The organism is Halothiobacillus sp. (genome assembly GCF_028710545.1).
Taxonomy (GTDB): Bacteria; Pseudomonadota; Gammaproteobacteria; order Halothiobacillales; family Halothiobacillaceae; genus Halothiobacillus.
In genome coordinates, this window is record NZ_JAQTTX010000009.1 from 17,716 (window position 1) to 39,062 (window position 21,347).

Below are 21,347 nucleotides of genomic sequence, written 5' to 3' on the forward strand. Positions count from 1 at the left end.
TCTCTTTGGTCGGCTCTTTACCCATTATTGGCCACGTCGCATCACACCACCCGCTTCCACTGTCGAGTTTGACTCGACGCCAAGACACAGTGGAACAGACAGGTTGGCAGGCACATCCGCACCGATAAGCTCGTACAATCGAGTCAACTGCAAGCGGTACAAGTGGTCGAAATCTCGAACGGCATCGCCCGGGTTGTAATCGCCAAACCACCAGAACCAGTCCGAACCTTCGCAGATGGCCAGTTGCTGGAGATTTTGCGCCTCGGTTTGCTCATCCCATTGCCCGATGGACTGTGCTTTCACAAATGCCAGACGTGCCTCGATCAGCATATCCCAGGCCCGGTTCTTGGCGGGGCTTCCAATCCAAGTCGTCAGATTGCCATACACCCAACTCCCCGCAACAAGGTGCTGCAAGGTCTTGCGTTGATAAGTCTTGGTCACTACGTCGGAAAACGTGGTGAGTTCGATATCCGGGTGCGTACTCAATCCCTTGTACAAGGCATCCAGAAACCAATAACCATTGTGGGGGTAAAACTCCCAGGCATTTTCACCATCGAGAATGATGGAGACCACGGCGTCGTCATCCTGACAATCGTGATGAATCTTCATCAAGTGGGTGATAAAGTCGGCAACAGCATCATCTGCATGCCATTTCTGGTAATCGAACCCGATCAGATCGGAGAGACCGTCATCCCTGAAAAAGAGTGCCGGCGACAAAGCATCGAACTGCCACACCCGGTGACGACAACCGCTTTCGACCATCTTCTGCTTCTGTAATGAGTGGGTCAGCACTTGATCGCCACTGGCCAGCCATGTGAAACCGGCTTTAGCCAATTCATGCACCGTCGGTTCGGAAACCGCGCCTTCAGAGGGCCAGCAACCTGTGGGATGAACACCAAAAAAGCGCTTGAATACATCCAAACCATGCTGCAAATGCCACTGCACACGATCTGCACCGCCGGGATAACTCACCTGCTGCGGCTGCGGATCGTGCGGGCAGGTTTGTTTGCCGGCGGTTATATCGAGCAACAACGGCATGATTGGGTGTGCATAAGGCGTCATGGACAGCTCAACCTGCCCTCCTTCCGATAACGCCCGGTAGCGAGTAAAAATCCCCGCAATCAGGGAACCGATGAGCGCCAGCAGTTGAACACGTTCGTCGCCGTCAAACCCGATGGGCTTGGCCATGAGCTGTTTAACGAGTGTATTTTCAAGCCGAACCGTTTCGCCCATCCAGGCCAGGTGATACCACACGGCCAGGTCGGCCATGAACTGATCGCTCAGATAATGGCCGTTCTCCGTATTTGCAGAGATTGAACGCGCCAGATCAACCAGATCCTTGAATGGCTCGAAACGGCGGATCAATCGATCTTCATTGGCACGCATGCAGGCCCGTACAACAGTCATCCGAGCAGCGGAGTCCGTAATCTCTGCGGGTTCGACCAAAGCGACCAACAACGGATCACGCAGCTTGGATATCTCGCGAGTTTCAAGGTATTGCGCAATCTGAGCCGAGTAATCGTCGAGTTGTTCAAGCAGGATGGGCACGAAATTGACGACCGCGCGCGCACCGGGATGATGCTCGAGATGCGCTGCCATATCGACATAGTCCTTGATGGCGTGCAGATAAGTCCACGGCTGCTGGTAGATTTTATCCCGCGGGTCTCTGTATTCGGGCTGATGCATATGCCAGCACAGAACGACGGGTAACTTCTTGTGTTTCATCAGCGCACCATGTGTAGGCGTTGTCCGAGCATGTCCGGGGTCACCAGCACAATCCCGTTTGGACTCACCTCAAAACGCTGCTTGTCGGCAACCGGATCGTAGCCGATCTGCATGCCCTCAGGGATGACACAGCCCTTATCGATAACAGCATTGCGAATCTTGACTTTCTTGTTGACGACGACATTCGGCAGGATCACGGAGTTTTCGACCGACGCATGTTCGTTGACGATGACATTGGAGAAAAGCAGGGAATGGCGCACCAGGGCACCAGAAATGATGCAGCCACCAGAGACCATGGAGTCAACAGCCATCCCGCGCCGATCTTCATCGTCGAACACAAATTTGGCGGGCGGCAATTGCTCCTGATGTGTCCAGATCGGCCAGTCGGTATCGTACAGATTCAGATCGGGGGTCACGCCAATCAGTTCAAGGTTTGCCGCCCAGTAAGAATCGATGGTCCCCACATCCCGCCAGTAGGCTTGGGTATTGTTCTGAACATCCCGGAACGGATAAGCGAACACCTGATATCGGTTAATGACTCGTGGAATGACATTCTTACCAAAGTCGTGATCCGAATGTGGATCATCAGCATCGTAAATCAGTTGCTCGAACAGAAATTTGGTATTGAAGACATAGATGCCCATCGACGCCAATGCCTTGCCGGAATTACCCGGTATTTCAGGGGGGGCATCGGGCTTCTCCAGAAACATGTTGACCCGCCCCTCCCCAGCAACACCCATCACGCCGAATGCCTTGGCCTCATCCACGGGCACCTCGATACAGCCGATGGTCAAATCCGCTCCTTTTTCGACGTGGTAGGCAATCATCGGGCCGTAGTCCATCTTGTAGATGTGATCACCCGCCAGAATGAGCGTGTACTCGGCATCATGGGTACGCAGGATGTCGATATTCTGGTACACGGCATCGGCGGTGCCGCTGTACCAGGACTGTTCGTTGATCCGCTGCTGGGCCGGAAGCAGCTCCACGAACTCGTCACGAGCCATTCGGTTTGTGCCCCAGGCCAATTGAACATGCTTGATGAGTGAGTGGGCCTTGTACTGTGTCAGTACGGCCATTCGTCGGATCCCTGAGTTGACGCAATTGGACAACGGGAAATCAATAATCCGGAACTTTCCACCGAAGGGAACCGCAGGCTTGGCACGCCAATCGGTGAGTTGCTTGAGGCGTGATCCACGCCCCCCCGACAGAACCAGAGCCAAAGTATCGCGTGTGATCCGACTGACTAATCGTTTGGGGCTATCAATCAACATAAATACATCCCTTTGTCACTCAATTAATGATCGTCAACTAAACGCGTTATGCCTTCATGAATACCGCAAAAAGATTACTGATCAAACGCAATCAAATCTCATCATTCAGGCTCTTTGGGTCATAATCCTATCCTTGGAACATGACCGTCAAGCCAAAATGGAAAATAAATTTCAATTCATTTTCGCCCAGATCGTTCGCCTGGATCGATCGACTGGATCGACAGGTGATCTACTCATTGACTCGCACCATGATCGACAATGGGACAGGAAGAACTATCGAAGGTATCAATGATTGAGATTCATCGATTGTTTTAGGGAACCTCTGATTGAATCCTTCGTGTCCGAGACGGGCTTTTGAGGGATGAGTCGCAAGGCGCGGCGCGAAACGGGCTTGCGCCAGCTTCGCGTTAATGGTTATTCCATTCGTGAGCGGCGCAACACAGCGGGCTTCCGCCAGCTACGCGTAAAATCGCCCTCAAAAGCCCGTCCCATGCGGGTTGCCGCCCAAAAGCCGCAACACTTCGTTATCGGCCTTGGCATCGTAGCGTAAACTACGACCTGCGGCCTCTGCCTCGTTTTGCGGCTTTTGGATCAGCAACTCGGCTCACGAGGGATTCAATCAGAGGTTCCTTAGCTCACCGGCAGATTCCCAGACCACTCCCATAAAAGCCGCGGTCAATGCCAGAGTTGAACAGTTTGACCATAAGGGATACCTTTGTTCGATCAGACCAATTCAAGCGACTCGTGTCCACACAAGGAACCCATTGATGCACCTAGATTTTCAACCCATCATCGAATCGAGAATGCATGATCCATTTTCCTTGCTGGGCCGACATCCACTTGGCGAGGGCAAATGCCGCTTTCACACCTACCAGCCTCAGGCCGAACAGGTCAAGATACTGGGCACCCAGGGGCAATGGCATAAATTGACTGCCGACGCCGATTATCCCGGTGTTTTTTTTGGATTCTTCGCCGAAGATGCGCTGCCATTTCACCCGGTTCTGGAAATAGAAACGGCGGAACATCACAAATACCAGATCACCGACCCCTACAGCTTCGGGCCAGTACTCGGTGAACTCGACCTGTACTTGTTCGGTGAAGGAAAGCACTACGACCTATGGAAAGTACTGGGCGCGCACGTCATTACCATTGACGACGTAGCGGGTGTGAAATTCGCCGTTTGGGCTCCCAATGCCAGCCGTGTCAGCGTGGTGGGTGATTTCAACAACTGGGATGGCCGCCGCCATCCGATGCGCAGTCGAATCAGTAGTGGTGTCTGGGAATTGTTTATCCCGGGCCTGTCTGCTGGCGATTTTTACAAGTTTGAAATCAAAAACAGGGACACCCAGGCTACCAGCGTTCGCACCGATCCCTTTGGTCGCAGCTTTGAACTTCGCCCCAATACGGCCGCCAAGGTGGTCAGCGACGAGGCGTTCCAATGGACAGATCAATTCTGGTTCAAGGCGCGCGGGCAAAGAGACTGGATGCACGCCCCGATGAATGTCTATGAAGTTCATTTGGGTTCATGGAAACTGACAGACAAACAATTCCCAACCTATGCGGAATTGGCGGAGCAATTGATTCCGTATGTCAAAGACCGCGGTTACACCCACATTGAATTGCTGCCCATCACCGAACACCCCTTCGATGGCTCATGGGGATACCAGACCACGGGTTATTTCGCCCCGACCTCCCGTTTCGGCACGCCGGAGCAATTCAAAGAGTTCGTCAACAAGGCACATGAATCGGGCATCGGCATCATTCTTGACTGGGTTCCTGCCCACTTCCCCCGAGATGAATTCGCCCTCGCCCGCTTCGATGGTACGGCACTTTATGAGCACGAAGATCCGCGGCGCGGGGAACACCGTGACTGGGGTACCCTGATCTTCAATTACGGGCGCAAGGAGGTCAGCAATTTTTTGATTGCTTCCGCCCTGTACTGGCTCGAAGAAATGCATCTCGATGGCCTGCGTGTCGATGCTGTGGCATCCATGCTGTATCTCGATTATTCACGCGAACATGGCGATTGGCTGCCAAACGCCTACGGCGGGCGCGAAAACTTGGAGGCCATTGATTTTCTTCGTGCACTGAACCATGTGACACAAAGCCGGAACCCCGGCGCCTTGATGATGGCGGAAGAATCCACTGCCTGGCCATTGGTGTCCAGGCCGCCCGAGGTCGGCGGGCTAGGATTCGCATTGAAATGGAACATGGGCTGGATGAATGACACGCTGAAATACTTTCAGGAAGACCCCATCAACCGGCAATATCACCACAATAATCTGACATTCGGCCTGCTCTACACCTTCACGGAGAACTTCGTCCTTCCCTTTTCGCACGATGAAGTCGTGCATGGTAAAGGCTCGTTGCTGAACAAAATGCCCGGCGACGAATGGCAGAAATTCGCCAATCTTCGCCTTCTTCTGGCCTACCAATGCGCCTATCCAGGAAAGAAACTCCTGTTCATGGGCTGCGAATTCGGCCAGGGCAACGAGTGGAATCATGCCAAGCAACTCGACTGGTGGATGCTTGAATACAAACTCCATCAAGGCATCAGTCAACTCAGTTCGGCGCTCAATCACCTTTATAAAAATGAAGTGGCACTGCATTACCACGATTTTGAAGACTGTGGGTTCTCATGGAACGACTGTAACGACCGCCAGAACTCGGTCATCAGTTTCTTCAGGCACGCCAAAGGCCAGAACATCCTGACCATCCTAAATTTCACGCCCGTCGTCCGACGGAACTACAAAATCGGCATACCGAATACCGACCAGTTGAAAATAGTATTCAATTCCGACGAGCCCGTTTATGGCGGCTCAGGCACCGCATTGGAATTAACCCACCACAAAGACAGCCCCTATAATGGCCAGAGTGCCCATATCGAACTGACATTGCCGCCGCTGGGCGCCCTGATGATCAGACTAAATTGAGAGATCAAACAGAATAATGAACGTCCTTTTTGCCACAAGCGAAATGTTCCCATTGATCAAAACCGGTGGGCTCGCCGATGTATCCGGCGCACTGCCACTGGCCCTCGGCCAGGTGGGTGTCGATGTGCGTGTCGTGCTACCCAGATACGCAAATATCAAGGCAGATTTAATCGAATCGGAAACCCAGATCGGTCAAAGAGCGATCTTGGGACAACCCGTCAAAATAAATCTGGCCACCCTAAGCACAGGACATCGTGTCTATTTAGTTGACCACCCCGTCTTTTCGGCTCGCCAGGGCAACCCCTACATAGGGCCGGACGGCAACAACTGGCACGACAACCCTGATCGGTTCAGTTTGTTTTGTAGGGCAGTGGTCGCTTTATCTGCCGGGTTGTTCGGTGAAGAATGGAAGCCGGACATCATCCACAGCAACGACTGGCAAACAGGATTGATTCCGGCACTGCTTTCTGAAAGCAATTCGCCAAAGAATATTTTCACCATTCACAATCTGGCTTATCAAGGTGTCTTCGATCGTCCGACCTTCGAACGCTTGGGCCTTCCCTGGTCACTCTGGCGCCCGGATGCACTGGAATACTGGGGCAACATGTCCTTCATGAAGGCCGGGATTGTTTTCGCGGATTTCGTGACCACGGTCAGCCAAACCTACGCGCAGGAAATCCAGTCACCGGAGTTCGGGTACGGGCTCGATGGTCTCCTCCACCATAAACGGGATCGACTCAAAGGCATTCTCAACGGCATTGGTGAAGACTGGAACCCGCAAACCGATCAATTGCTTGAAAACCCTTTCAGCACCGAAGACATGACCGGAAAGGCAATCATCAAGGAAAACATTCAACGCGAATTCGGCCTGACGATCGATGGCAACATACCGCTCATTACCCATGTCGGTCGGTTGGTCGAGCAAAAAGGGATTGATCTGCTCATCCAGGCAATCGAAACCCTAGGCGGCACGCAGGTGCAGTTTGCCATTCTGGGGGCGGGAGAACATCGGTTTGAGCACGCCTTACGTAGCCTCGCAGCCAAGAATCCGGATCGGATCGCGGTTGTCATCGGCTATGACGAAAAACTGGCGCACCGGCTCGAAGCCGCTGGCGACGCATTCATCATGCCGAGCCGATTCGAACCCTGTGGCCTGAATCAAATGTACAGTCTAAGATATGGTGCCCTGCCGATTGTCCACCGGGTGGGTGGCCTGGCCGATACCGTCACGCATATCACGCCAGAAAGCATCAAGGATGGTTCCGCTTCCGGTATTGTTATCGATCATCTGGATGTTTCGGCCATCCACTGGGCCATCGGATATTTCATGGAAATATACAGAGATCAGGATTTATATAAAAAAATCCAGCGACAGGGAATGCAAAAAGATTTCGGATGGATAACCAGTGCCACAGAATATAAAAAAATATATTCGACAGCACTCAAGGAACAGGGCCATGATGAATCGAGTAAACACGAACACTAAAGAATTGAGAGGCGAGCTTGATCGACTGGCCAAGTCGGCACTGGATAGTGCATTAAGCAGCCTGTTCAACGAGATAGAAAAGAAACTGTTTATTCGTGCCAACCATACCTCGAATCAGAAAGACAAGTCAGAGCTATTCGAAAAAATAGCCCAGCTCAAGAACAACAGAAAAGATTTCGAAGACACGCTTTACTCCGTTATCACGGAAAGCAATCCGATTCTGAATCAGATCAATTGGGCGACCGTAGTTCAAAACCGATCTCTTGCACTACAAATGGAGGACATGATTGCGCATGCCAAGGCAAAGTACGGCATTGAGCACGCGCAGTATGAATCCAGAATCAAAAGTCTGAACCTGACAGATGAAGAATGCTTTCCCAAACACCTGTACACCGTATCCTCAATCACCTACGGCTTTATAAAGGCGAGCGGGTTGTTCCAGAGTGATATTCGGGACAACCTGATCCGTTCTCTCGGCACCAACGTACTGTACAAGTTGGAACCACTCTACATTTTATTGAATGATCTGCTGATTCAATCCGGCGTGATTCCCGAAGTCAAAAGCAAACGAACGCCACAACGATCAGAGCTGGAGTCGTTGATCGATGCCATCTCAAACAGCGAGTCGCTCATTGAAAAACAACTGACTGAACACACGAGAATTTCCTCAGAAGAAATCCAGAGTTTCCTGAAAACATCGGTAGATAATAAAGAAATATTTCTGCAGTCCAAATCATCATGGTCACCGAAAAACCTCATTGAAGCGATTGTTGAGCATTTCAGAAAATCACACCCCAGTCTGCTATCGAAAATCGAGCTCCATAATCATGATCGGGAAATAATCACGCTTGCCGGAGCCATTCTCTCTGATCTGATCAATAACGACGAGATTAACCCGATCATTAAAAATCAGGCGATTGCGTTACAAACCATCATCCTGCTTACCGCATATACGGACCCTGACTTTTTCAGCAACCTCAAAAATCCAGCCCGTGAAGTACTCAGCAAATTGGCCATGCTTGGCTCAGACCCTTATCTTAGTACCGATGATATAAAAACAATCGCCAATTCGGTAAAATCATTCATAAGATCAACAACATCCAAGACAACACCCGCATTTGATGCCTTATCTCAAGAACTCGATACGATCGAAAACAGTGAAATCCATCATGCCAAGGCCTCACAAACGGACAAGCATCCGTTAAGCACTTCGGTAACCGTCAGAAGCCGGAACCGGGTTCCCTTCATTATCAACAGTGCAATCGGGGCTGAGTCGCTCCCTGATGAGGCCAGCGACTTCTTAAAAAACGTGCTGAATCCATTCATGGTCCACGTTCTCATGACATATGGACGACAGTGTGCCGAATGGAAAGAAGCACTGGCCGTCCTTGACGCCGTTATTCAGCTGGAAGTCTCAGGCTCCAACGACATCCGCGATACGCTGATTGTTGAAAGCAAGGTGAAGGAACTGATCAAACACCCTGTTTTCGGTGATGACTTCTTCAAAGTAGCGGCGCAAAAAACGGCTACCGACAACTATTTTTCCCATCTGAAGGACAAGCGGGCTCAACTGTCACTCATCCAGCAACGCCCGGAAGAAGAACGCGAAGCCCCGAGCACCTCGCGGCATAAACTCCAACCAAGTGCTGAGCCTGTCGTCGAACAAGTTGAGCGAGCCAAACCTGAAGCAAAGGTGTCGTCCGGCACGGCTTCACCTCTAACTCACGAGGACGCAGACAAGGTGAGCGCTGAGCGACCTGACGAGCGCTCAACGGAAAGCGAGGAGGCAAAGCCAGATGCCGCCGTACCGTTCGAGGAAACGAAGCAACCGGAGCCGTCTCCTTACGATCAATTGTGCGCCGATCCACGAATCAAACAGTTTCTGGATCGTCACATTCTAAACAACGAGTGGCTTCAGATTTATACATCTGATGATGCTGCGCTAAGGCGCCTGAAAGCCAGCAAGGTCAACATGGAACTCAAAATTGTCAGTTTCGCCAATAGAAACGGAGAGATCACCCTCGTCCTTCCCATCGCCCAATTTGTCAGCGATCTATTCGAAAACCGCAGTAACCCCGTCTTCGATAATCCGAATTACAACAGCGCAAAACAACAGCTTCTGGATACGTTTAAATCAGAGGGCTTAATATAAATGGACGCCAGCAACCCAACACAAAATGACAACAATCTGGATAGGCGAGACTTCAACCGAATCAAGACCAAGGGCAAGGTTTTGCTCAAGTGCATGTCGCCGCCTTTTGAGATATTCAATGCCGAGATCATCGACGTCAGTGCCAATGGACTGAACATTTCCACAAAGAAGCCGCTTGCCTTGAACCTACCCGTACAACTGTCCGTATGCACCATAAATGACGACAACGTGTTCTTCATGAACGGCAAGATCACTTGGTGCGAGCAGTCGACGAACGGTCAAGGCGAACCTGAGTACAATGCTGGCATTGAAATTCAATTCGATCGTAGAAACAAGGATTACCACGATTGGAGAGCGTTATATATTGCTTAAATCTGCGACTGAAATACCTGCCCTTATACGGAACGTCTTGATTTAAGCGCCAAACTCAGTGTTTGGGCATCGAGATATTCCAGCTCCCCCCCCATGGGTACGCCCTGAGCCAGTCGGGTTACCTTGTAGCGGGCAGGATCAACCCGATCCATGATGTAGCCTGCTGTGGCTTCGCCTTCGATGGTCGCGCTGGTCGCCATGATGATTTCTTCGACCGGGCTGTTTGCCAATCGGTTCATCAACTCGGGAATACCGATGTCGTCCGGGCCGATGCCATCCAAAGGGGATAAATGCCCCGACAGGATAAAGTACAGCCCCTGGTATGCCCCGGATTGCTCAATCGCCAACCAATCGGTTGGCGATTCGACAATACATAGCTGTGTCGCATCCCTGTGATGATCCGCACAAACCGGGCAAACCGGCGTTTCAGAGAATATGCGGCATGATTCGCAGCGACCGATGCCCTCAAGTGCCGCAACGATCGCCTTTGCCAGTTGGGCCGCCCCCTCACGATCATGTTCGAGCAACTGCAAAGCCATTCGCTGCGCTGTTTTCTGCCCGACCGAAGGCAATCCTCTCAGGGCCTGAACCAATGCGACGAACTTGGGCGAGAACATGGGCTTAGGATCAGAAAGGCAGCTTCATGCCCGCTGGCAGGTTCATGCCCGCTGTGACACTGGACATCATTTCCTGCTGATTCTGTTCGACCCGGCGTACGGCATCGTTCACGGCCGCGGCAATCAGATCTTCCAGCATTTCCTTGTCATCGCCCATGAGGCTGTCGTCAATAATCAGCCGACGCACTTCGTGCTTGCCGGTCATGGTGACCTTGACCAGACCGGCGCCGGATTCGCCCGTCACTTCGATTTTGGCCACCTCTTCCTGCATGCGCTGCATCTTTTCCTGCATCTGCTGGGCTTGTTTCATCAAATTGCCGATTCCGCCTTTCATCATGGCTTGATTCTCCTGTATGGGGTTTGTATTTGATCAGTGTTTTATGCGAGTTCTGATTCGTCGTCACGCGGAAGAATACTTTCTTCAACAAGTTGAGCCCCCGCCTGCTCCTGCAGCAGTTGCACAACGGGGTGTTGCACAATGCTCTGCCTACGCTGATGCTGCAGGTTGATCTCTTCCTGATGCCTGCGTTCGGCGGGTGTCATGGCCGTTTCCACAGGTAACGCGGATGGGGATTGGACAGGTGCCGTATCGTTCTGCCCGATCACGATTTTCACTTTCGAGGTATCGGCCAGTTTAGAAAGCTGGGAAAGCAAGCTTTCCCGTGCACGGGCATTGGCGATCACTTCGTATTGAGGGGCAACCACAAGTTGAACCTGCCCGTCGACTATGTTGAGGTGGCAACGATCCGCCAGGTTCCGCCCCGGCTGACCGGGTATGCGCTCTACCCATTGGTGCCATGGCAGGTCGGTCAATTGGGCGCGGACATGACCAGAATGTTCAGATTTGTCCTGAACCGGGGTTGACTGCACAACAATCGGTTCTGCGACCCGATGCTCGGCACTTACCTGTAAACGCGCCACTGTTTCGGGCTCGGATTCGGCTTGCGTGATTGATGAAGAAGCCGATTCTGGCTTTGTCTTTGCAGCAGGCACGCGGCGGGCATCGGATGGATAAGAACGGGCAGCAGTAGCTCCTGTCGCCGTAACGGCGCCGTTTGAAGGCTCGCCCCCCGGCTGGAATGCCAGCATACGAAGCAGAGTCATTTCAAGGCCGATCCGAGCATTGGGCGACCAGGCCATATCGCGTCGGCCCGTCGTGGCGATTTGATACCACAACTGCAACAGTTGCGGATCGATGGATTTCAATTCATCCGGGGGCGGATTGGCCGCAGCAGACAGGGACTGAACCCACTGCCCCATCGCCAACTGATGAATGGACTCGATGAATTGTGCCAGAAGAATCGCCGGCTCTACCGCACGATCCAGTGCTTCGTCGACCAGAGCAAACAGCCGGTCCGCCGACTGCTGGTAGAGCGCATCGATCATGTCCCAGATGATTTGATGATCACTCAAACCCAGAATCTGGCTCACCTGAACCGAATCGAGCTGACCACCGGTGAAAGCGATGGCCTGGTCGAGCAGACTCAAGGCGTCCCGCATCGAACCATTTGCTGCCTCGGCGATCAAGTGCAGGGCAGCAGGTTCGAAGGCAATGTTTTCCTTTTGCAGAACATCCGCCAGATGCTGTTGAATCTGGGAAAGCGGCAGGGCGCGCAAATTGAACTGCAAGCAGCGGGAGAGCACCGTGACAGGAAGCTTTTGGGGGTCGGTGGTGGCCAGCAGAAACTTGACATGTTCTGGCGGTTCTTCAAGCGTCTTTAAAAGCGCATTGAAGCTCGATTTCGAGAACATGTGCACTTCGTCGATCAGATAGATCTTGAACCGACCGCGCACCGGCGCGTAGGCCACATTCTCAAGCAAGTCACGGGTATCGTCGACGCCGGTGCGCGAAGCGGCATCGACTTCAATCAAATCGACAAAGCGGCCCTGATCAATTTCAACGCAGGCACTGCACACGCCACAGGGTGTGCTGGATATGCCTTGCTCGCAATTGAGCGCCTTGGCAAAAATTCGCGCGACAGTCGTCTTGCCCACGCCCCGGGTGCCGGTGAACAGGTAAGCATGGTGCAAACGGCTTTGATCCAGCGCATTCGTCAGCGCTTGCAGGACATGGCCTTGGCCAACCATTTCGGCAAAGTTTTTGGGACGCCATTTACGCGCCAGTACGAGATAACTCATAGCGCAACAGCCGAATTGAATGGAATGAATCTGGGGAGGGTGGCATCCCGCACCCGCCGATCTCCGGCGCCCAAGGCAACCGTTACCGTTGCTCCCTTCCGGGCCTGGCGGGGTTCACGGCGCATTGTCGCGAAGGGACGAATACGGAACACCATAGAAACCATCTTCTGTTCGAAAAATGGAACGTGATGATAACACGCCAAGGGCGCGGAGACCATCGTCCACATGAAACGAGAACTCAATTACTCAAGCCCATCGCTGTGCCCGTCACCACATCAAGTGCCGCGAGGAGGCACTGATTTTCTTCAGGCGTGCCAACCGTGATCCGCAGAAATTCGGCAATTCGAGGCTTGTTGAAGTGGCGAACCATCACACCCTGCTGGCGTAACCCAAGATAAAGCTGCTCACCACCCAGCTTGGGATGACGCGCAAACACGAAATTGGCACCGGATGGCAGCACAGTGAACCCGCGCGATACAAGCGCCTTGGTCAGTGCCTCTCTCGCGTCGATAATGCGCGCACGGGTTTGTGCAAAGTAGGCTTTATCCTCAAAAGCAGCTTTCGCACCAGCCAAGGCCAGACGATCCAGAGGATAGGAATTGAAACTGTCCTTGACGCGCACCAAGGCCTCGATCAGAGCGGGTTGCCCCAAAGCAAGGCCGACACGCAAGCCAGCCAAAGAACGAGACTTGGATAGCGATTGCGTCACCAGAACATTCGGGTAGCGGTCGATCAGGGCGACTGCCGACTCGCCGCCAAAATCGACATAGGCTTCATCGATCACCACGACCACACCCGGTTGTCCGGCAACGATCTGTTCGATTTGTGCCAGGGAAAGCAGGCGCCCGGTCGGTGCATTCGGGTTGGGGAAGATAATGCCGCCAATCGACGGCTGTTCAGTCTGGGCGTAATCAGCAACCCGAATGGCCAGATCCTCATCAAGCGGAACCAACCGGTAATCAATACCGTATAGCGCGCAGTAGACCGGATAGAAGCTGTAACTGATGTCGGGAAAAAGAATGGGTTTTTCGTGCGCAAGCAGAGCTTGAAAAACAAATGCCAGAACCTCGTCGGAACCATTACCGACGAACACTTGATCGGGCGTCAAGCGGTAGTAGTCGGCGATCGTTTCACGCAAGGCTTGCGCGGTCGGATCGGGATAAAGGCGCAAGCTCTCGTTCAAAACAGATTCAATCGCCGTAATGACCTTGGGCGACGGGCCATACGGGTTTTCGTTGGTGTTGAGCTTGATCAGGCGCTGACCATCCGGACGAGCACCCTTGGGCTGCTCACCGGGAACATAGGGCGTCAATCCGCCGACCAGACGCGACCAGAACGGCGAACTCATAGCCGACTCTCCTGCCCCAAGCTGCCCGGCCCTGCACTAAACTCAGATTTCGTTTGATTCATCAGCGGTGAGCCTCAACGGTGATCCTTGACACGGTAACGAGCCGAAGCACCGTGGGCGTACAGCCCTTCAGATTCTGCCAGAACCTCTGCCAATGCTCCGAGAACCGCGCTACCCTGTGCCGAACACTGGATAATGCTCGAACGCTTCTGGAAGTCGTACACCCCCAATGGCGAAGAAAACCGCGCGGTGCCGGAAGTCGGCAGGACATGGTTCGGGCCAGCGCAGTAATCACCCAAGGCCTCGGCGGTATATTTACCGACAAAAATCGCACCGGCGTGGCGGATCTCGGGCAAACGCTGCTCGGCGCCTTCAAACGACAACTCAAGATGCTCCGGCGCAATACGGTTCGCCAACTCGATGGCCGCATCCATGTCCGGCACGTGAATCAATGCCCCCCGGTTGGTCAGTGCCGTGCGGATAATGGACGCGCGCGGCTGATCCGCCAGCAACTTTTCAATGGAGGCCGTTACCTTATCGAGAAACTGGGCATCGGGAGAAATCAGGATGGATTGCGCCTGCTCGTCGTGCTCGGCCTGCGAGAACAAGTCCATCGCGATCCAGTCGGGATCGGTCTTGCCATCACAGAGAATCAGAATTTCCGATGGCCCGGCGATCATGTCGATGCCCACCTTGCCGAACACCGCACGCTTCGCGGCTGCGACATAAATATTGCCGGGGCCGACGATCTTGTCGACCGGTGGTACGGTCGCCGTGCCATAGGCCAGGGCAGCGATGGCCTGAGCCCCGCCGATGCGGAAAATACGGTCGACACCGGCGACGTGTGCGGCTGCGAGCACGGTGTCGTTGACGATCCCGTCCGGGGTCGGCACCACCATGATCAGTTCGCGGACACCGGCCACCTTAGCAGGTATCGCGTTCATCAAGACCGATGATGGATACGCCGCCTTGCCGCCGGGCACGTACAGGCCCGCCCGATCAAGCGGGCTGACCTGCTGCCCCAAGACCGTACCGTCTGCTTCGGTGAACTGCCATGAAGCCATCTTTTGATGTTCGGCATAAGCACGGATACGCGCCGCTGCCTGAGTCAGAGCAGCCAGCAGTTCGGGCGATGTGCGTGCGACCGATGCATCGATTTCTTCACGGGTAAAGATCAAAGCGTCTGCCGTGGGCAGGTCGAGCCGATCGAACTTGGCGGTATAACGCAACAACGCGACGTCGCCTTCATCACGAATCGCCTGGATGATCTCGTCAACCGTGGTCTGTACGGAGGCATCGGCAACACTCGACCAATCGAGCAATTTCTGTAGGTTGGCAGAAAAATCAGGGGCTAACGCATTTAATCGCTTCATCATGCCGGGGTCGCCTCCGCTGTCAGGTATTCATCGAGCTGGCGCACCAGATCGGCAATTTCACGATGCTTCAATTTCTGGGCGGCCCGATTGACAATCAGCCGGGAGGAAATATCGGCAATGTGCAGCAAAGGCTCAAGACCATTCGCGCGCAAAGTATTGCCCGTATCAACCACATCGACGATGCAATCGGCAAGATCAACCAACGGCGCCAGCTCCATCGAGCCGTATAATTTGATCAACTCGATCTGACGCCCTTGTTCAGCGAAGTAGCATTCAGCCGAATGCGTGTACTTGGTCGCCACACGCAGCCGACCGGGTTGGTCGGTTGAGCCGGGCTTGCCCGCCACCATCAACTTGCAACGGGCAATATTCAGATCAAGCAGTTCAAACAAGCCCTCACCACCGTGCTCCATGAGCACATCCTTACCGGCCACGCCCAGATCCGCCGCACCGTACTGAACGTAGGTAGGCACATCGGATGCACGCAAAATCAACAGCTTGATATGCGGTTGGTTGGTATCCAGAATCAGCTTGCGTGTCGTTTCCGGATCATCCTTCGGCATGATGCCAACGTGTGCCAGCAGGGGCAGGGTATCCTTGAAAATACGGCCCTTGGAAAGCGCGATGATAATGTTTTGCTGACTCATACAACTTTAGTCACTTGTTTTTCAATGCATTATTGGTTGATGCGCCTAATATTCGCACCCAGTTTGGAAAGTTTTTCTTCGATCGATTCATAACCGCGATCAATATGATAAATCCGGTTAATTATAGTCTCGCCCTCGGCAACCAATCCGGCCAGAATCAGACTGGCGGAGGCACGCAAATCGGTTGCCATCATCTGCGCGCCCGTCAGAATCGGCAGGCCACGAACCACAGCCGTGTTGCCTTCAACGTGAATATCCGCACCGATGCGCAGCAATTCCTGCACGTGCATGAAGCGGTTCTCGAAAATGGTTTCGATGACCGTTGCCGTCCCCTCAGCAATGCAATTCAAGGCCAGAAACTGCGCCTGCATGTCGGTGGGGAAACCGGGGTGCGGTGCGGTGCGTACATTAACGGCTTTGGGACGACGGCCTTTCATGTCGAGCTCGATCCAGTCATCTCCCGTGGTGATGTCTGCACCCGCCTCGGCCAGCTTACTCAAAACGGCATCAAGCAAACGCGGATCGGTATCGCGTACCCGAACCTTACCGCCCGTCATGGCTGCGGCGACCAGATACGTACCGGTCTCGATCCGATCAGGCAGGACGCGATAACGCACGCCCTGCAATGATTTGACGCCTCGGATCGTGATTATGTCTGTACCGACCCCGGAAATATCCGCTCCCATCTGGTTGAGAAAATTCGCCAGATCGATCACCTCGGGTTCGCGTGCGGCATTTTCCAGCACGGTTTCGCCCTCGGCGAACACGGCGGCCATCATCAGGTTTTCGGTACCCGTGACCGTGACCTGATCCATAACAATCCGCGTACCGACCAGGCGCTCTGCCTTGGCATCGATATAGCCATTTTCGACCTTGATTTGGGCGCCCAGCGCCATCAAGCCGTGAAGGTGGATGTCTACCGGCCGAGAACCGATGGCGCAACCACCGGGCAAGGACACCTTGGCTTGACCGAAGCGGGACAGCATGGGGCCAAGCACCAGAATGGAGGCACGCATGGTGCAAACCAGATCGTACGGCGCGACCAGTTTTTCGATGGTGGAAGTGTCGATTTCGACACTCATTTTATCGGAGATGGTGAGCGACACGCCCATGCCACCGAGCAGTTCCATCATCGTGGTCACGTCTTGCAAATGCGGCACGTTCTCGATGGTGCAAGGCGTCTCACACAGCAAACCGGCGGCCATGATGGGCAAAACGGCATTTTTGGCTCCGGAAATACGCACATCCCCGCGCAAGGGAACACCGCCCCGAATGATTAACTTATTCATTTAATTTTATTTATACCAGTATCGGGCTCAAAAACGACCGGGCACAGACGCGGATGTTCTATGACACCCCTTCGACGACCATCCAATCGTCCAGATCGTAGACTCGCATCATGGCACGCATGGCCTTGGGTGGGTGAGTGTAGCGCACTGTAACCGATTGCGCTGCAGCCTCGGCCTGCCATCCCAGCAAAAACGCGAGCCCTGCGGTATCGATACGCCCCACGGAACCCAGGGCAATTTCAAGCCGGGTGCCGGGTGTTTGCCCATCCGGCATGGGCAAGCTGAAATCACCCAGCGATTCAATGGAGGAACGAAGCAGGTCACCCTGTACACGGACCCGCCCGGCCTCGCGCACGAAGCGCAGGGCTTCTGCCTGCACCGAGGACGAATCTGACGAACTCGAATCAGCCATTATTCTGCTTTTTCAGAGTGGAAATCAGACTATCCAGTCCTTTTTGCTGAATCGCCTGAGCGAAGCTTGAACGGTAATTATTGACCAGGCTGATGCCATCGATCACCACATCGTAAGCCTTCCAGTGGCCATCGACGGCAGCCAGACGATAATCGACCGGCACCGGCCCCATATCGCCACCGGAAACCACGGACAGGACTTCAATTTCATCTTTGTCCGATCCCGGTTTGGTCCCTGTTACCTTGATCGTCTGATTTCCCAGTTTGGACAGGGGGCCGGCATAGGTACGAACCAGCAGACGCTTGAATTGCTCGGTAAACGCCGCCTTCTGACTGGCAGAAGCCGTACGCCAGTAGCGCCCCAGAACCAGTCGACTCATGCGCTCAGAATCCACTTCAGGCAGCAAGGTTTTGTCTACGATATCAAGCAATACGCTCGGGTCCTTCTCCACATCTGCCTGTTTTTCTGCAATTTCATGGATGACCTGATCAGCAGTGCGCTGAACCAGATCCATGGCGGCTTCCTTGGTCAAGCTGTCTGCCAAAGCAGCCACCGGAACCAAACCACAAAGCCCCAGCCCACCGAGCAGGATCGCATTCAAACAAAGGCGACGACGCCAGTTCATCGTTTTCATTGGGGATAGTCTCCTGTAGCAACCCGAAGCTGGGCCACTTGCATATTGAAATCATTGACTGCTTTGAGGTAATCGACCTGTGTGGATGTATTCCCGGCTACGGCCATACCCAGTATGCCCCCATCGACCAAACCGGCCTGAAAATCGAGGAAACTGCTGATCATCCAACGCTTGGATGCGACACGTGCCTCTTCTAGCGCTTGAATCTGAGCGTGTAACGACGCCACATTTCGGTAGGCTTCCGTCACCTGATAGGGAATCCCGACCTGAGCCAGTTGCGCCTTGGCGACAGCACCGCGCAATTCGGCTTCGGCACCACTCACGTTAGCCGACAACTCACCGGGATTGAAATCCCATTTGATGCCGATGACCGGGGTGGCAAACGCCGAGTTGAGCGGGTCGTAGATATAGGGGTTATCCAGCCGATCACGCCCCGGCGTGTACTGAGCCTGTGCCATGACACCCGCGTAAATGTTCGGGTAACGCTCTGCCTTGCGCGCCTGAACGTAGGATCGCAAGGCGGCCAGACCGGATTCGGCCATATGCATCTCGGGGCGATTGGCCAGCGCTTCGTTGGAAAACTGCTTTAAGCTGCCATCGGGCATCGTGACCGGTGTGATGTGGTCATCGGCCACGGTCAGCGGATCATCGATCGGCACACCGATGATGGTTTTGAGCCCGGCCAACGCAATCTGCTCGACGCCGGTGGCCTCAGCGATGTATTTATCCATCAAACCCAGACCGTTTTGCAATGCATAGAGATCCCGCATCGAACCATTACCGGAATCCACTTTTTTCTTGAGTGGCGCCTCGGCATCGGCCAGCTGATGGCGCACACCGACCAGGAACTGCCGGGTGTCGCGGGCAGTCAGGTAGCCATAATAGGCGCGTCGAACCGTAAGCCAGGTCTGTCCCTTGGCCAGTGCGACCTCATCGGATTTGAGCTGTTTGTTGTATTTTGCCGCCGTCATGTAATTCGAGAGCTTGCCGAAGGTGTACAACGGCTTGATGATCGAAGCGGTAATACCCGAAGTCACCGTGATGCCATCGTTGATGGTATTGCCATCGTCGCGCAGCGTGCATCCACCCGCCGGGCAGCTGTTGGTGCCATTCGTGAACAAACCATCACTGGCCTTGGGTGCCAGCGCGGCGTACAAATTGACGCTTGCGCGAATTCCACCCTCGCCTTGTACTTTTTGAATCAATGCCTGAGCCGCAGCCACGTTCGCGCGCTGCTCTTCAATGCGCGGATCGGCATTCAGGGCCATTTGGGTGGCCTGCTCGAGGTTGACGGTCTGCGCCTGTGCCATGCCGCTGAACGCGGCCAATGCCAAAAATATCAGGTGCGTTTTTCTCATTGCGCTGCTGCCTTGTTGAATAAAAATTTAGAGATAACTTTTTCCAGAATGACGGCTGATTGTGTCATCGTGATTTTATCGCCGTTTTTCAGTACCTTCGTATCGCCACCGGGCGAAATTTCGATGTACTGGGCACCCAAAAGTCCGGCAGTGTAGATGCTGGCGAACGAATCCTTCGGCAGATTATCGTATTGCGAACTGATGACCATGGTCACCACGGCCTCGAAGGTATTTGGATCAATCTGGATGTGGGAAACCCGCCCGATCGTGACGCCGGCCATCTTGATCGGTGAACGATCCGTCAGGCCGCCGATGTTGTCGAACTCGGCTGTGAGCGTATAACCCGAAACCGAGCTGGTGCCAAAATCGCTCCATTTGAGTGTCAGCACGAGCAAAGCGGCAATCCCGGCCAGCACGAAGGCACCAACCACCATTTCAATTCCACGTTGTGCATTCATCATTCAGGCCCCAAACATCCAGGCGGTCAAAATAAAATCCAGTCCCAGCACACTGAGCGAGCTCAGCACCACGGTTCGTGTGGTCGCGCGGGAAATCCCAAGCGACGTCGGTTCTGCATTAAAACCTTCAAAAACGGCAATCAAACCAATGACGGCACCAAAAACCAGGCTCTTGATCACGCCATTGAGCACGTCGTCCATGGGTTGCATCTGCTGCTGGATTTGCCCCCAGTACGAGGCAGGATCAACACCCAGCACAACCACTCCGATGAAGTAGCCGCCAGCAATCCCAACGAGGGAGAACAACCCGGCCAGCAAGGGCATGGAGAACACCGCTCCCCAAAACCGTGGTGCCACGACCCGACGCAGTGGATCGACCGCCATCATTTCCATGGCAGAAAGCTGCTCGGTGGTTTTCATCAAGGCGATCTCCGCGGTGACGGCGGAACCCGCCCGACCGGCGAACAGCAAAGCCGTCACGACCGGACCGAGTTCCCGAACCAGCGATAAGGCCACCATCACGCCCAACGATTCGGTCGCATTAAACTTGGAGAGAATATTGTAGCCCTGCAAACCCAGCACCAGACCGACAAACCCACCGGAAATCAGAATAATGACCAAGGACAAGACGCCAATCGCGTACAACTCCTGAATGATCAGCCGGGGACGTGTCCAGGCCGGCAACAATCGCCACAGCAAATGCCCCGTAAACAGAACCATTTGCCCGGAATGCGCCGCGGCCGCCATAGCAGCCTGCCCGAGCAGCGCCAAGCCATCGAGAAAAGCGTTACGGTGCCCGTTCATCGAATCTCCCTGCGCCGACTTGCTGTCGCCGCCTTATCCGGGCAAGGCAGCAAGCCCAGTGCCTCGGCGAAGTTTCTGGCCGAGCGTTGGCCAAGTTCCGAGTGATCATCGTCCGGTGCGCCTTCGAGAAACTGGCGCAAGAACGTATTGCCCGACATCTGCGCGCGCAACGCGTCGGGCGATCCGGACGCCACGATCCGGGCCTGATTGAGCACCACAACGTAGTCGGCAATGGAAAGTGCTTCGGTGACGTCATGGGAGACCAGCACGCTGGTCAATCCCAAAGCCTGGTTCAGCGAGGCGATCAGTCGCAGAAGCACACCCAC

The 21,347-nt window shown here is 54.0% G+C and carries 19 protein-coding genes, 1 other RNA gene and 1 pseudogene; 4 read left to right on the top strand and 17 right to left on the bottom strand.

Annotation, left to right across the window (positions count from 1 at the left end; all coding sequences use genetic code 11):
• Nucleotides 1-24: 24 nt before the first annotated feature.
• The 3 genes from PHD44_RS02840 to PHD44_RS02850 all read right to left on the bottom strand — a co-directional run bounded on the left by PHD44_RS02840 (nucleotide 25) and on the right by PHD44_RS02850 (nucleotide 3,594).
• The gene (locus PHD44_RS02840; protein ID WP_300187866.1) at nucleotides 25-1,725 is read right to left on the bottom strand and encodes a glycoside hydrolase family 57 protein; all 1,701 of its coding nucleotides are present in this window, start codon (nucleotides 1,723-1,725) and stop codon (nucleotides 25-27) included.
• Nucleotides 1,725-2,993 carry a glucose-1-phosphate adenylyltransferase gene (gene glgC, locus PHD44_RS02845; protein WP_300187954.1) on the bottom strand — a complete coding sequence of 423 codons (1,269 nt, stop codon included), beginning with the start codon at nucleotides 2,991-2,993 and terminating at the stop codon, nucleotides 1,725-1,727. The genes PHD44_RS02840 and glgC overlap by 1 nt, the downstream gene beginning before the upstream one ends.
• Before the next feature lie 478 nt (nucleotides 2,994-3,471).
• The gene (locus PHD44_RS02850; RefSeq protein WP_300186763.1) at nucleotides 3,472-3,594 is read right to left on the bottom strand and encodes a hypothetical protein; all 123 of its coding nucleotides are present in this window, start codon (nucleotides 3,592-3,594) and stop codon (nucleotides 3,472-3,474) included.
• Nucleotides 3,595-3,763: 169 nt separating this feature from the next.
• Between PHD44_RS02850 and glgB the strand changes: the two genes are divergently transcribed.
• Genes glgB through PHD44_RS02870 form a run of 4 tightly spaced genes read left to right on the top strand, consistent with a single transcriptional unit; the run spans nucleotide 3,764 to nucleotide 9,939 of the window.
• Nucleotides 3,764-5,929, top strand: a complete 2,166-nt coding sequence (gene glgB, locus PHD44_RS02855; protein WP_300187868.1) for a 1,4-alpha-glucan branching protein GlgB — start codon at nucleotides 3,764-3,766, stop codon at nucleotides 5,927-5,929.
• A gap of 16 nt (nucleotides 5,930-5,945) precedes the next feature.
• Complete coding sequence (glgA, locus tag PHD44_RS02860; protein WP_300187870.1) at nucleotides 5,946-7,415, top strand: glycogen synthase GlgA; 1,470 nt, start codon at nucleotides 5,946-5,948, stop codon at nucleotides 7,413-7,415.
• The gene (locus PHD44_RS02865; protein WP_300187872.1) at nucleotides 7,387-9,567 is read left to right on the top strand and encodes a DUF1631 family protein; all 2,181 of its coding nucleotides are present in this window, start codon (nucleotides 7,387-7,389) and stop codon (nucleotides 9,565-9,567) included. Before glgA ends, PHD44_RS02865 begins: the two co-directional genes overlap by 29 nt.
• Complete coding sequence (locus PHD44_RS02870) at nucleotides 9,568-9,939, top strand: PilZ domain-containing protein (RefSeq protein ID WP_300187874.1); 372 nt, start codon at nucleotides 9,568-9,570, stop codon at nucleotides 9,937-9,939. It begins immediately after the preceding gene.
• 23 nt (nucleotides 9,940-9,962) lie between these two features.
• Here PHD44_RS02870 and recR read toward each other — a convergent pair whose 3' ends face one another.
• The 14 genes and pseudogenes from recR to PHD44_RS02940 form a co-directional block, all read right to left on the bottom strand.
• The gene (gene recR, locus PHD44_RS02875; RefSeq protein WP_300187876.1) at nucleotides 9,963-10,556 is read right to left on the bottom strand and encodes a recombination mediator RecR; all 594 of its coding nucleotides are present in this window, start codon (nucleotides 10,554-10,556) and stop codon (nucleotides 9,963-9,965) included.
• Between the two features lie 10 nt (nucleotides 10,557-10,566).
• On the bottom strand, nucleotides 10,567-10,893 hold the full coding sequence (locus PHD44_RS02880) for a YbaB/EbfC family nucleoid-associated protein (RefSeq protein WP_298220006.1): 327 nt from the start codon (nucleotides 10,891-10,893) through the stop codon (nucleotides 10,567-10,569).
• A 41-nt stretch (nucleotides 10,894-10,934) separates the two neighbouring features.
• The gene (dnaX, locus tag PHD44_RS02885; RefSeq protein WP_300187878.1) at nucleotides 10,935-12,695 is read right to left on the bottom strand and encodes a DNA polymerase III subunit gamma/tau; all 1,761 of its coding nucleotides are present in this window, start codon (nucleotides 12,693-12,695) and stop codon (nucleotides 10,935-10,937) included.
• 47 nt (nucleotides 12,696-12,742) lie between these two features.
• Nucleotides 12,743-12,839: signal recognition particle sRNA small type (ffs, locus tag PHD44_RS02890), an RNA gene on the bottom strand.
• 94 nt (nucleotides 12,840-12,933) lie between these two features.
• The gene (hisC, locus tag PHD44_RS02895; RefSeq protein ID WP_300187880.1) at nucleotides 12,934-14,043 is read right to left on the bottom strand and encodes a histidinol-phosphate transaminase; all 1,110 of its coding nucleotides are present in this window, start codon (nucleotides 14,041-14,043) and stop codon (nucleotides 12,934-12,936) included.
• Between the two features lie 74 nt (nucleotides 14,044-14,117).
• A complete protein-coding gene (gene hisD, locus PHD44_RS02900; protein ID WP_300187882.1) occupies nucleotides 14,118-15,419 on the bottom strand; it encodes a histidinol dehydrogenase in 1,302 nt (433 codons plus the stop codon).
• Entirely contained in the window at nucleotides 15,416-16,066 is a 651-nt protein-coding gene (gene hisG / locus PHD44_RS02905; RefSeq protein ID WP_300187884.1) for an ATP phosphoribosyltransferase, read from the bottom strand. The genes hisD and hisG overlap by 4 nt, the downstream gene beginning before the upstream one ends.
• Before the next feature lie 29 nt (nucleotides 16,067-16,095).
• Nucleotides 16,096-17,355, bottom strand: a complete 1,260-nt coding sequence (murA, locus tag PHD44_RS02910; protein WP_300187886.1) for a UDP-N-acetylglucosamine 1-carboxyvinyltransferase — start codon at nucleotides 17,353-17,355, stop codon at nucleotides 16,096-16,098.
• Nucleotides 17,356-17,413: 58 nt separating this feature from the next.
• Nucleotides 17,414-17,767, bottom strand: a complete 354-nt coding sequence (locus PHD44_RS02915) for an STAS domain-containing protein (protein WP_300187888.1) — start codon at nucleotides 17,765-17,767, stop codon at nucleotides 17,414-17,416.
• Nucleotides 17,760-18,401: a phospholipid-binding protein MlaC gene (locus tag PHD44_RS02920; protein ID WP_300187890.1), complete on the bottom strand. Its 642-nt coding sequence runs from the start codon at nucleotides 18,399-18,401 to the stop codon at nucleotides 17,760-17,762. Before PHD44_RS02920 ends, PHD44_RS02915 begins: the two co-directional genes overlap by 8 nt.
• A complete protein-coding gene (locus tag PHD44_RS02925; RefSeq protein ID WP_300187892.1) occupies nucleotides 18,398-19,759 on the bottom strand; it encodes a TolC family protein in 1,362 nt (453 codons plus the stop codon). The genes PHD44_RS02920 and PHD44_RS02925 overlap by 4 nt, the downstream gene beginning before the upstream one ends.
• A complete protein-coding gene (gene mlaD, locus PHD44_RS02930) occupies nucleotides 19,756-20,217 on the bottom strand; it encodes an outer membrane lipid asymmetry maintenance protein MlaD (RefSeq protein WP_300187956.1) in 462 nt (153 codons plus the stop codon). The genes PHD44_RS02925 and mlaD overlap by 4 nt, the downstream gene beginning before the upstream one ends.
• A 3-nt stretch (nucleotides 20,218-20,220) precedes the next feature.
• Complete coding sequence (gene mlaE / locus PHD44_RS02935) at nucleotides 20,221-21,021, bottom strand: lipid asymmetry maintenance ABC transporter permease subunit MlaE (RefSeq protein WP_300187894.1); 801 nt, start codon at nucleotides 21,019-21,021, stop codon at nucleotides 20,221-20,223.
• Nucleotides 21,018-21,347: pseudogene (locus tag PHD44_RS02940) on the bottom strand (phospholipid ABC transporter ATP-binding protein MlaF); the annotation flags it as partial. The pseudogene PHD44_RS02940 and the gene mlaE, both read right to left, overlap by 4 nt.

Bases quoted from the DNA above. Each gene is read 5' to 3' on its own strand.
- hisG (WP_300187884.1), bottom strand. From the start codon at position 16,066: ATGAGTCAGCAAAACATTATCATCGCGCTTTCCAAGGGCCGTATTTTC.
- mlaE (WP_300187894.1), bottom strand. From the start codon at position 21,021: ATGAACGGGCACCGTAACGCTTTTCTCGATGGCTTGGCGCTGCTCGGG.
- murA (WP_300187886.1), bottom strand. From the start codon at position 17,355: ATGAATAAGTTAATCATTCGGGGCGGTGTTCCCTTGCGCGGGGATGTG.
- PHD44_RS02925 (WP_300187892.1), bottom strand. From the start codon at position 19,759: ATGAGAAAAACGCACCTGATATTTTTGGCATTGGCCGCGTTCAGCGGC.
- recR (WP_300187876.1), bottom strand. From the start codon at position 10,556: ATGTTCTCGCCCAAGTTCGTCGCATTGGTTCAGGCCCTGAGAGGATTG.
- PHD44_RS02920 (WP_300187890.1), bottom strand. From the start codon at position 18,401: ATGAAAACGATGAACTGGCGTCGTCGCCTTTGTTTGAATGCGATCCTG.
- PHD44_RS02915 (WP_300187888.1), bottom strand. From the start codon at position 17,767: ATGGCTGATTCGAGTTCGTCAGATTCGTCCTCGGTGCAGGCAGAAGCC.
- PHD44_RS02865 (WP_300187872.1), top strand. From the start codon at position 7,387: ATGATGAATCGAGTAAACACGAACACTAAAGAATTGAGAGGCGAGCTT.
- hisC (WP_300187880.1), bottom strand. From the start codon at position 14,043: ATGAGTTCGCCGTTCTGGTCGCGTCTGGTCGGCGGATTGACGCCCTAT.
- hisD (WP_300187882.1), bottom strand. From the start codon at position 15,419: ATGATGAAGCGATTAAATGCGTTAGCCCCTGATTTTTCTGCCAACCTA.
- glgA (WP_300187870.1), top strand. From the start codon at position 5,946: ATGAACGTCCTTTTTGCCACAAGCGAAATGTTCCCATTGATCAAAACC.
- dnaX (WP_300187878.1), bottom strand. From the start codon at position 12,695: ATGAGTTATCTCGTACTGGCGCGTAAATGGCGTCCCAAAAACTTTGCC.
- PHD44_RS02870 (WP_300187874.1), top strand. From the start codon at position 9,568: ATGGACGCCAGCAACCCAACACAAAATGACAACAATCTGGATAGGCGA.
- PHD44_RS02880 (WP_298220006.1), bottom strand. From the start codon at position 10,893: ATGATGAAAGGCGGAATCGGCAATTTGATGAAACAAGCCCAGCAGATG.
- PHD44_RS02840 (WP_300187866.1), bottom strand. From the start codon at position 1,725: ATGAAACACAAGAAGTTACCCGTCGTTCTGTGCTGGCATATGCATCAG.
- glgB (WP_300187868.1), top strand. From the start codon at position 3,764: ATGCACCTAGATTTTCAACCCATCATCGAATCGAGAATGCATGATCCA.
- mlaD (WP_300187956.1), bottom strand. From the start codon at position 20,217: ATGAATGCACAACGTGGAATTGAAATGGTGGTTGGTGCCTTCGTGCTG.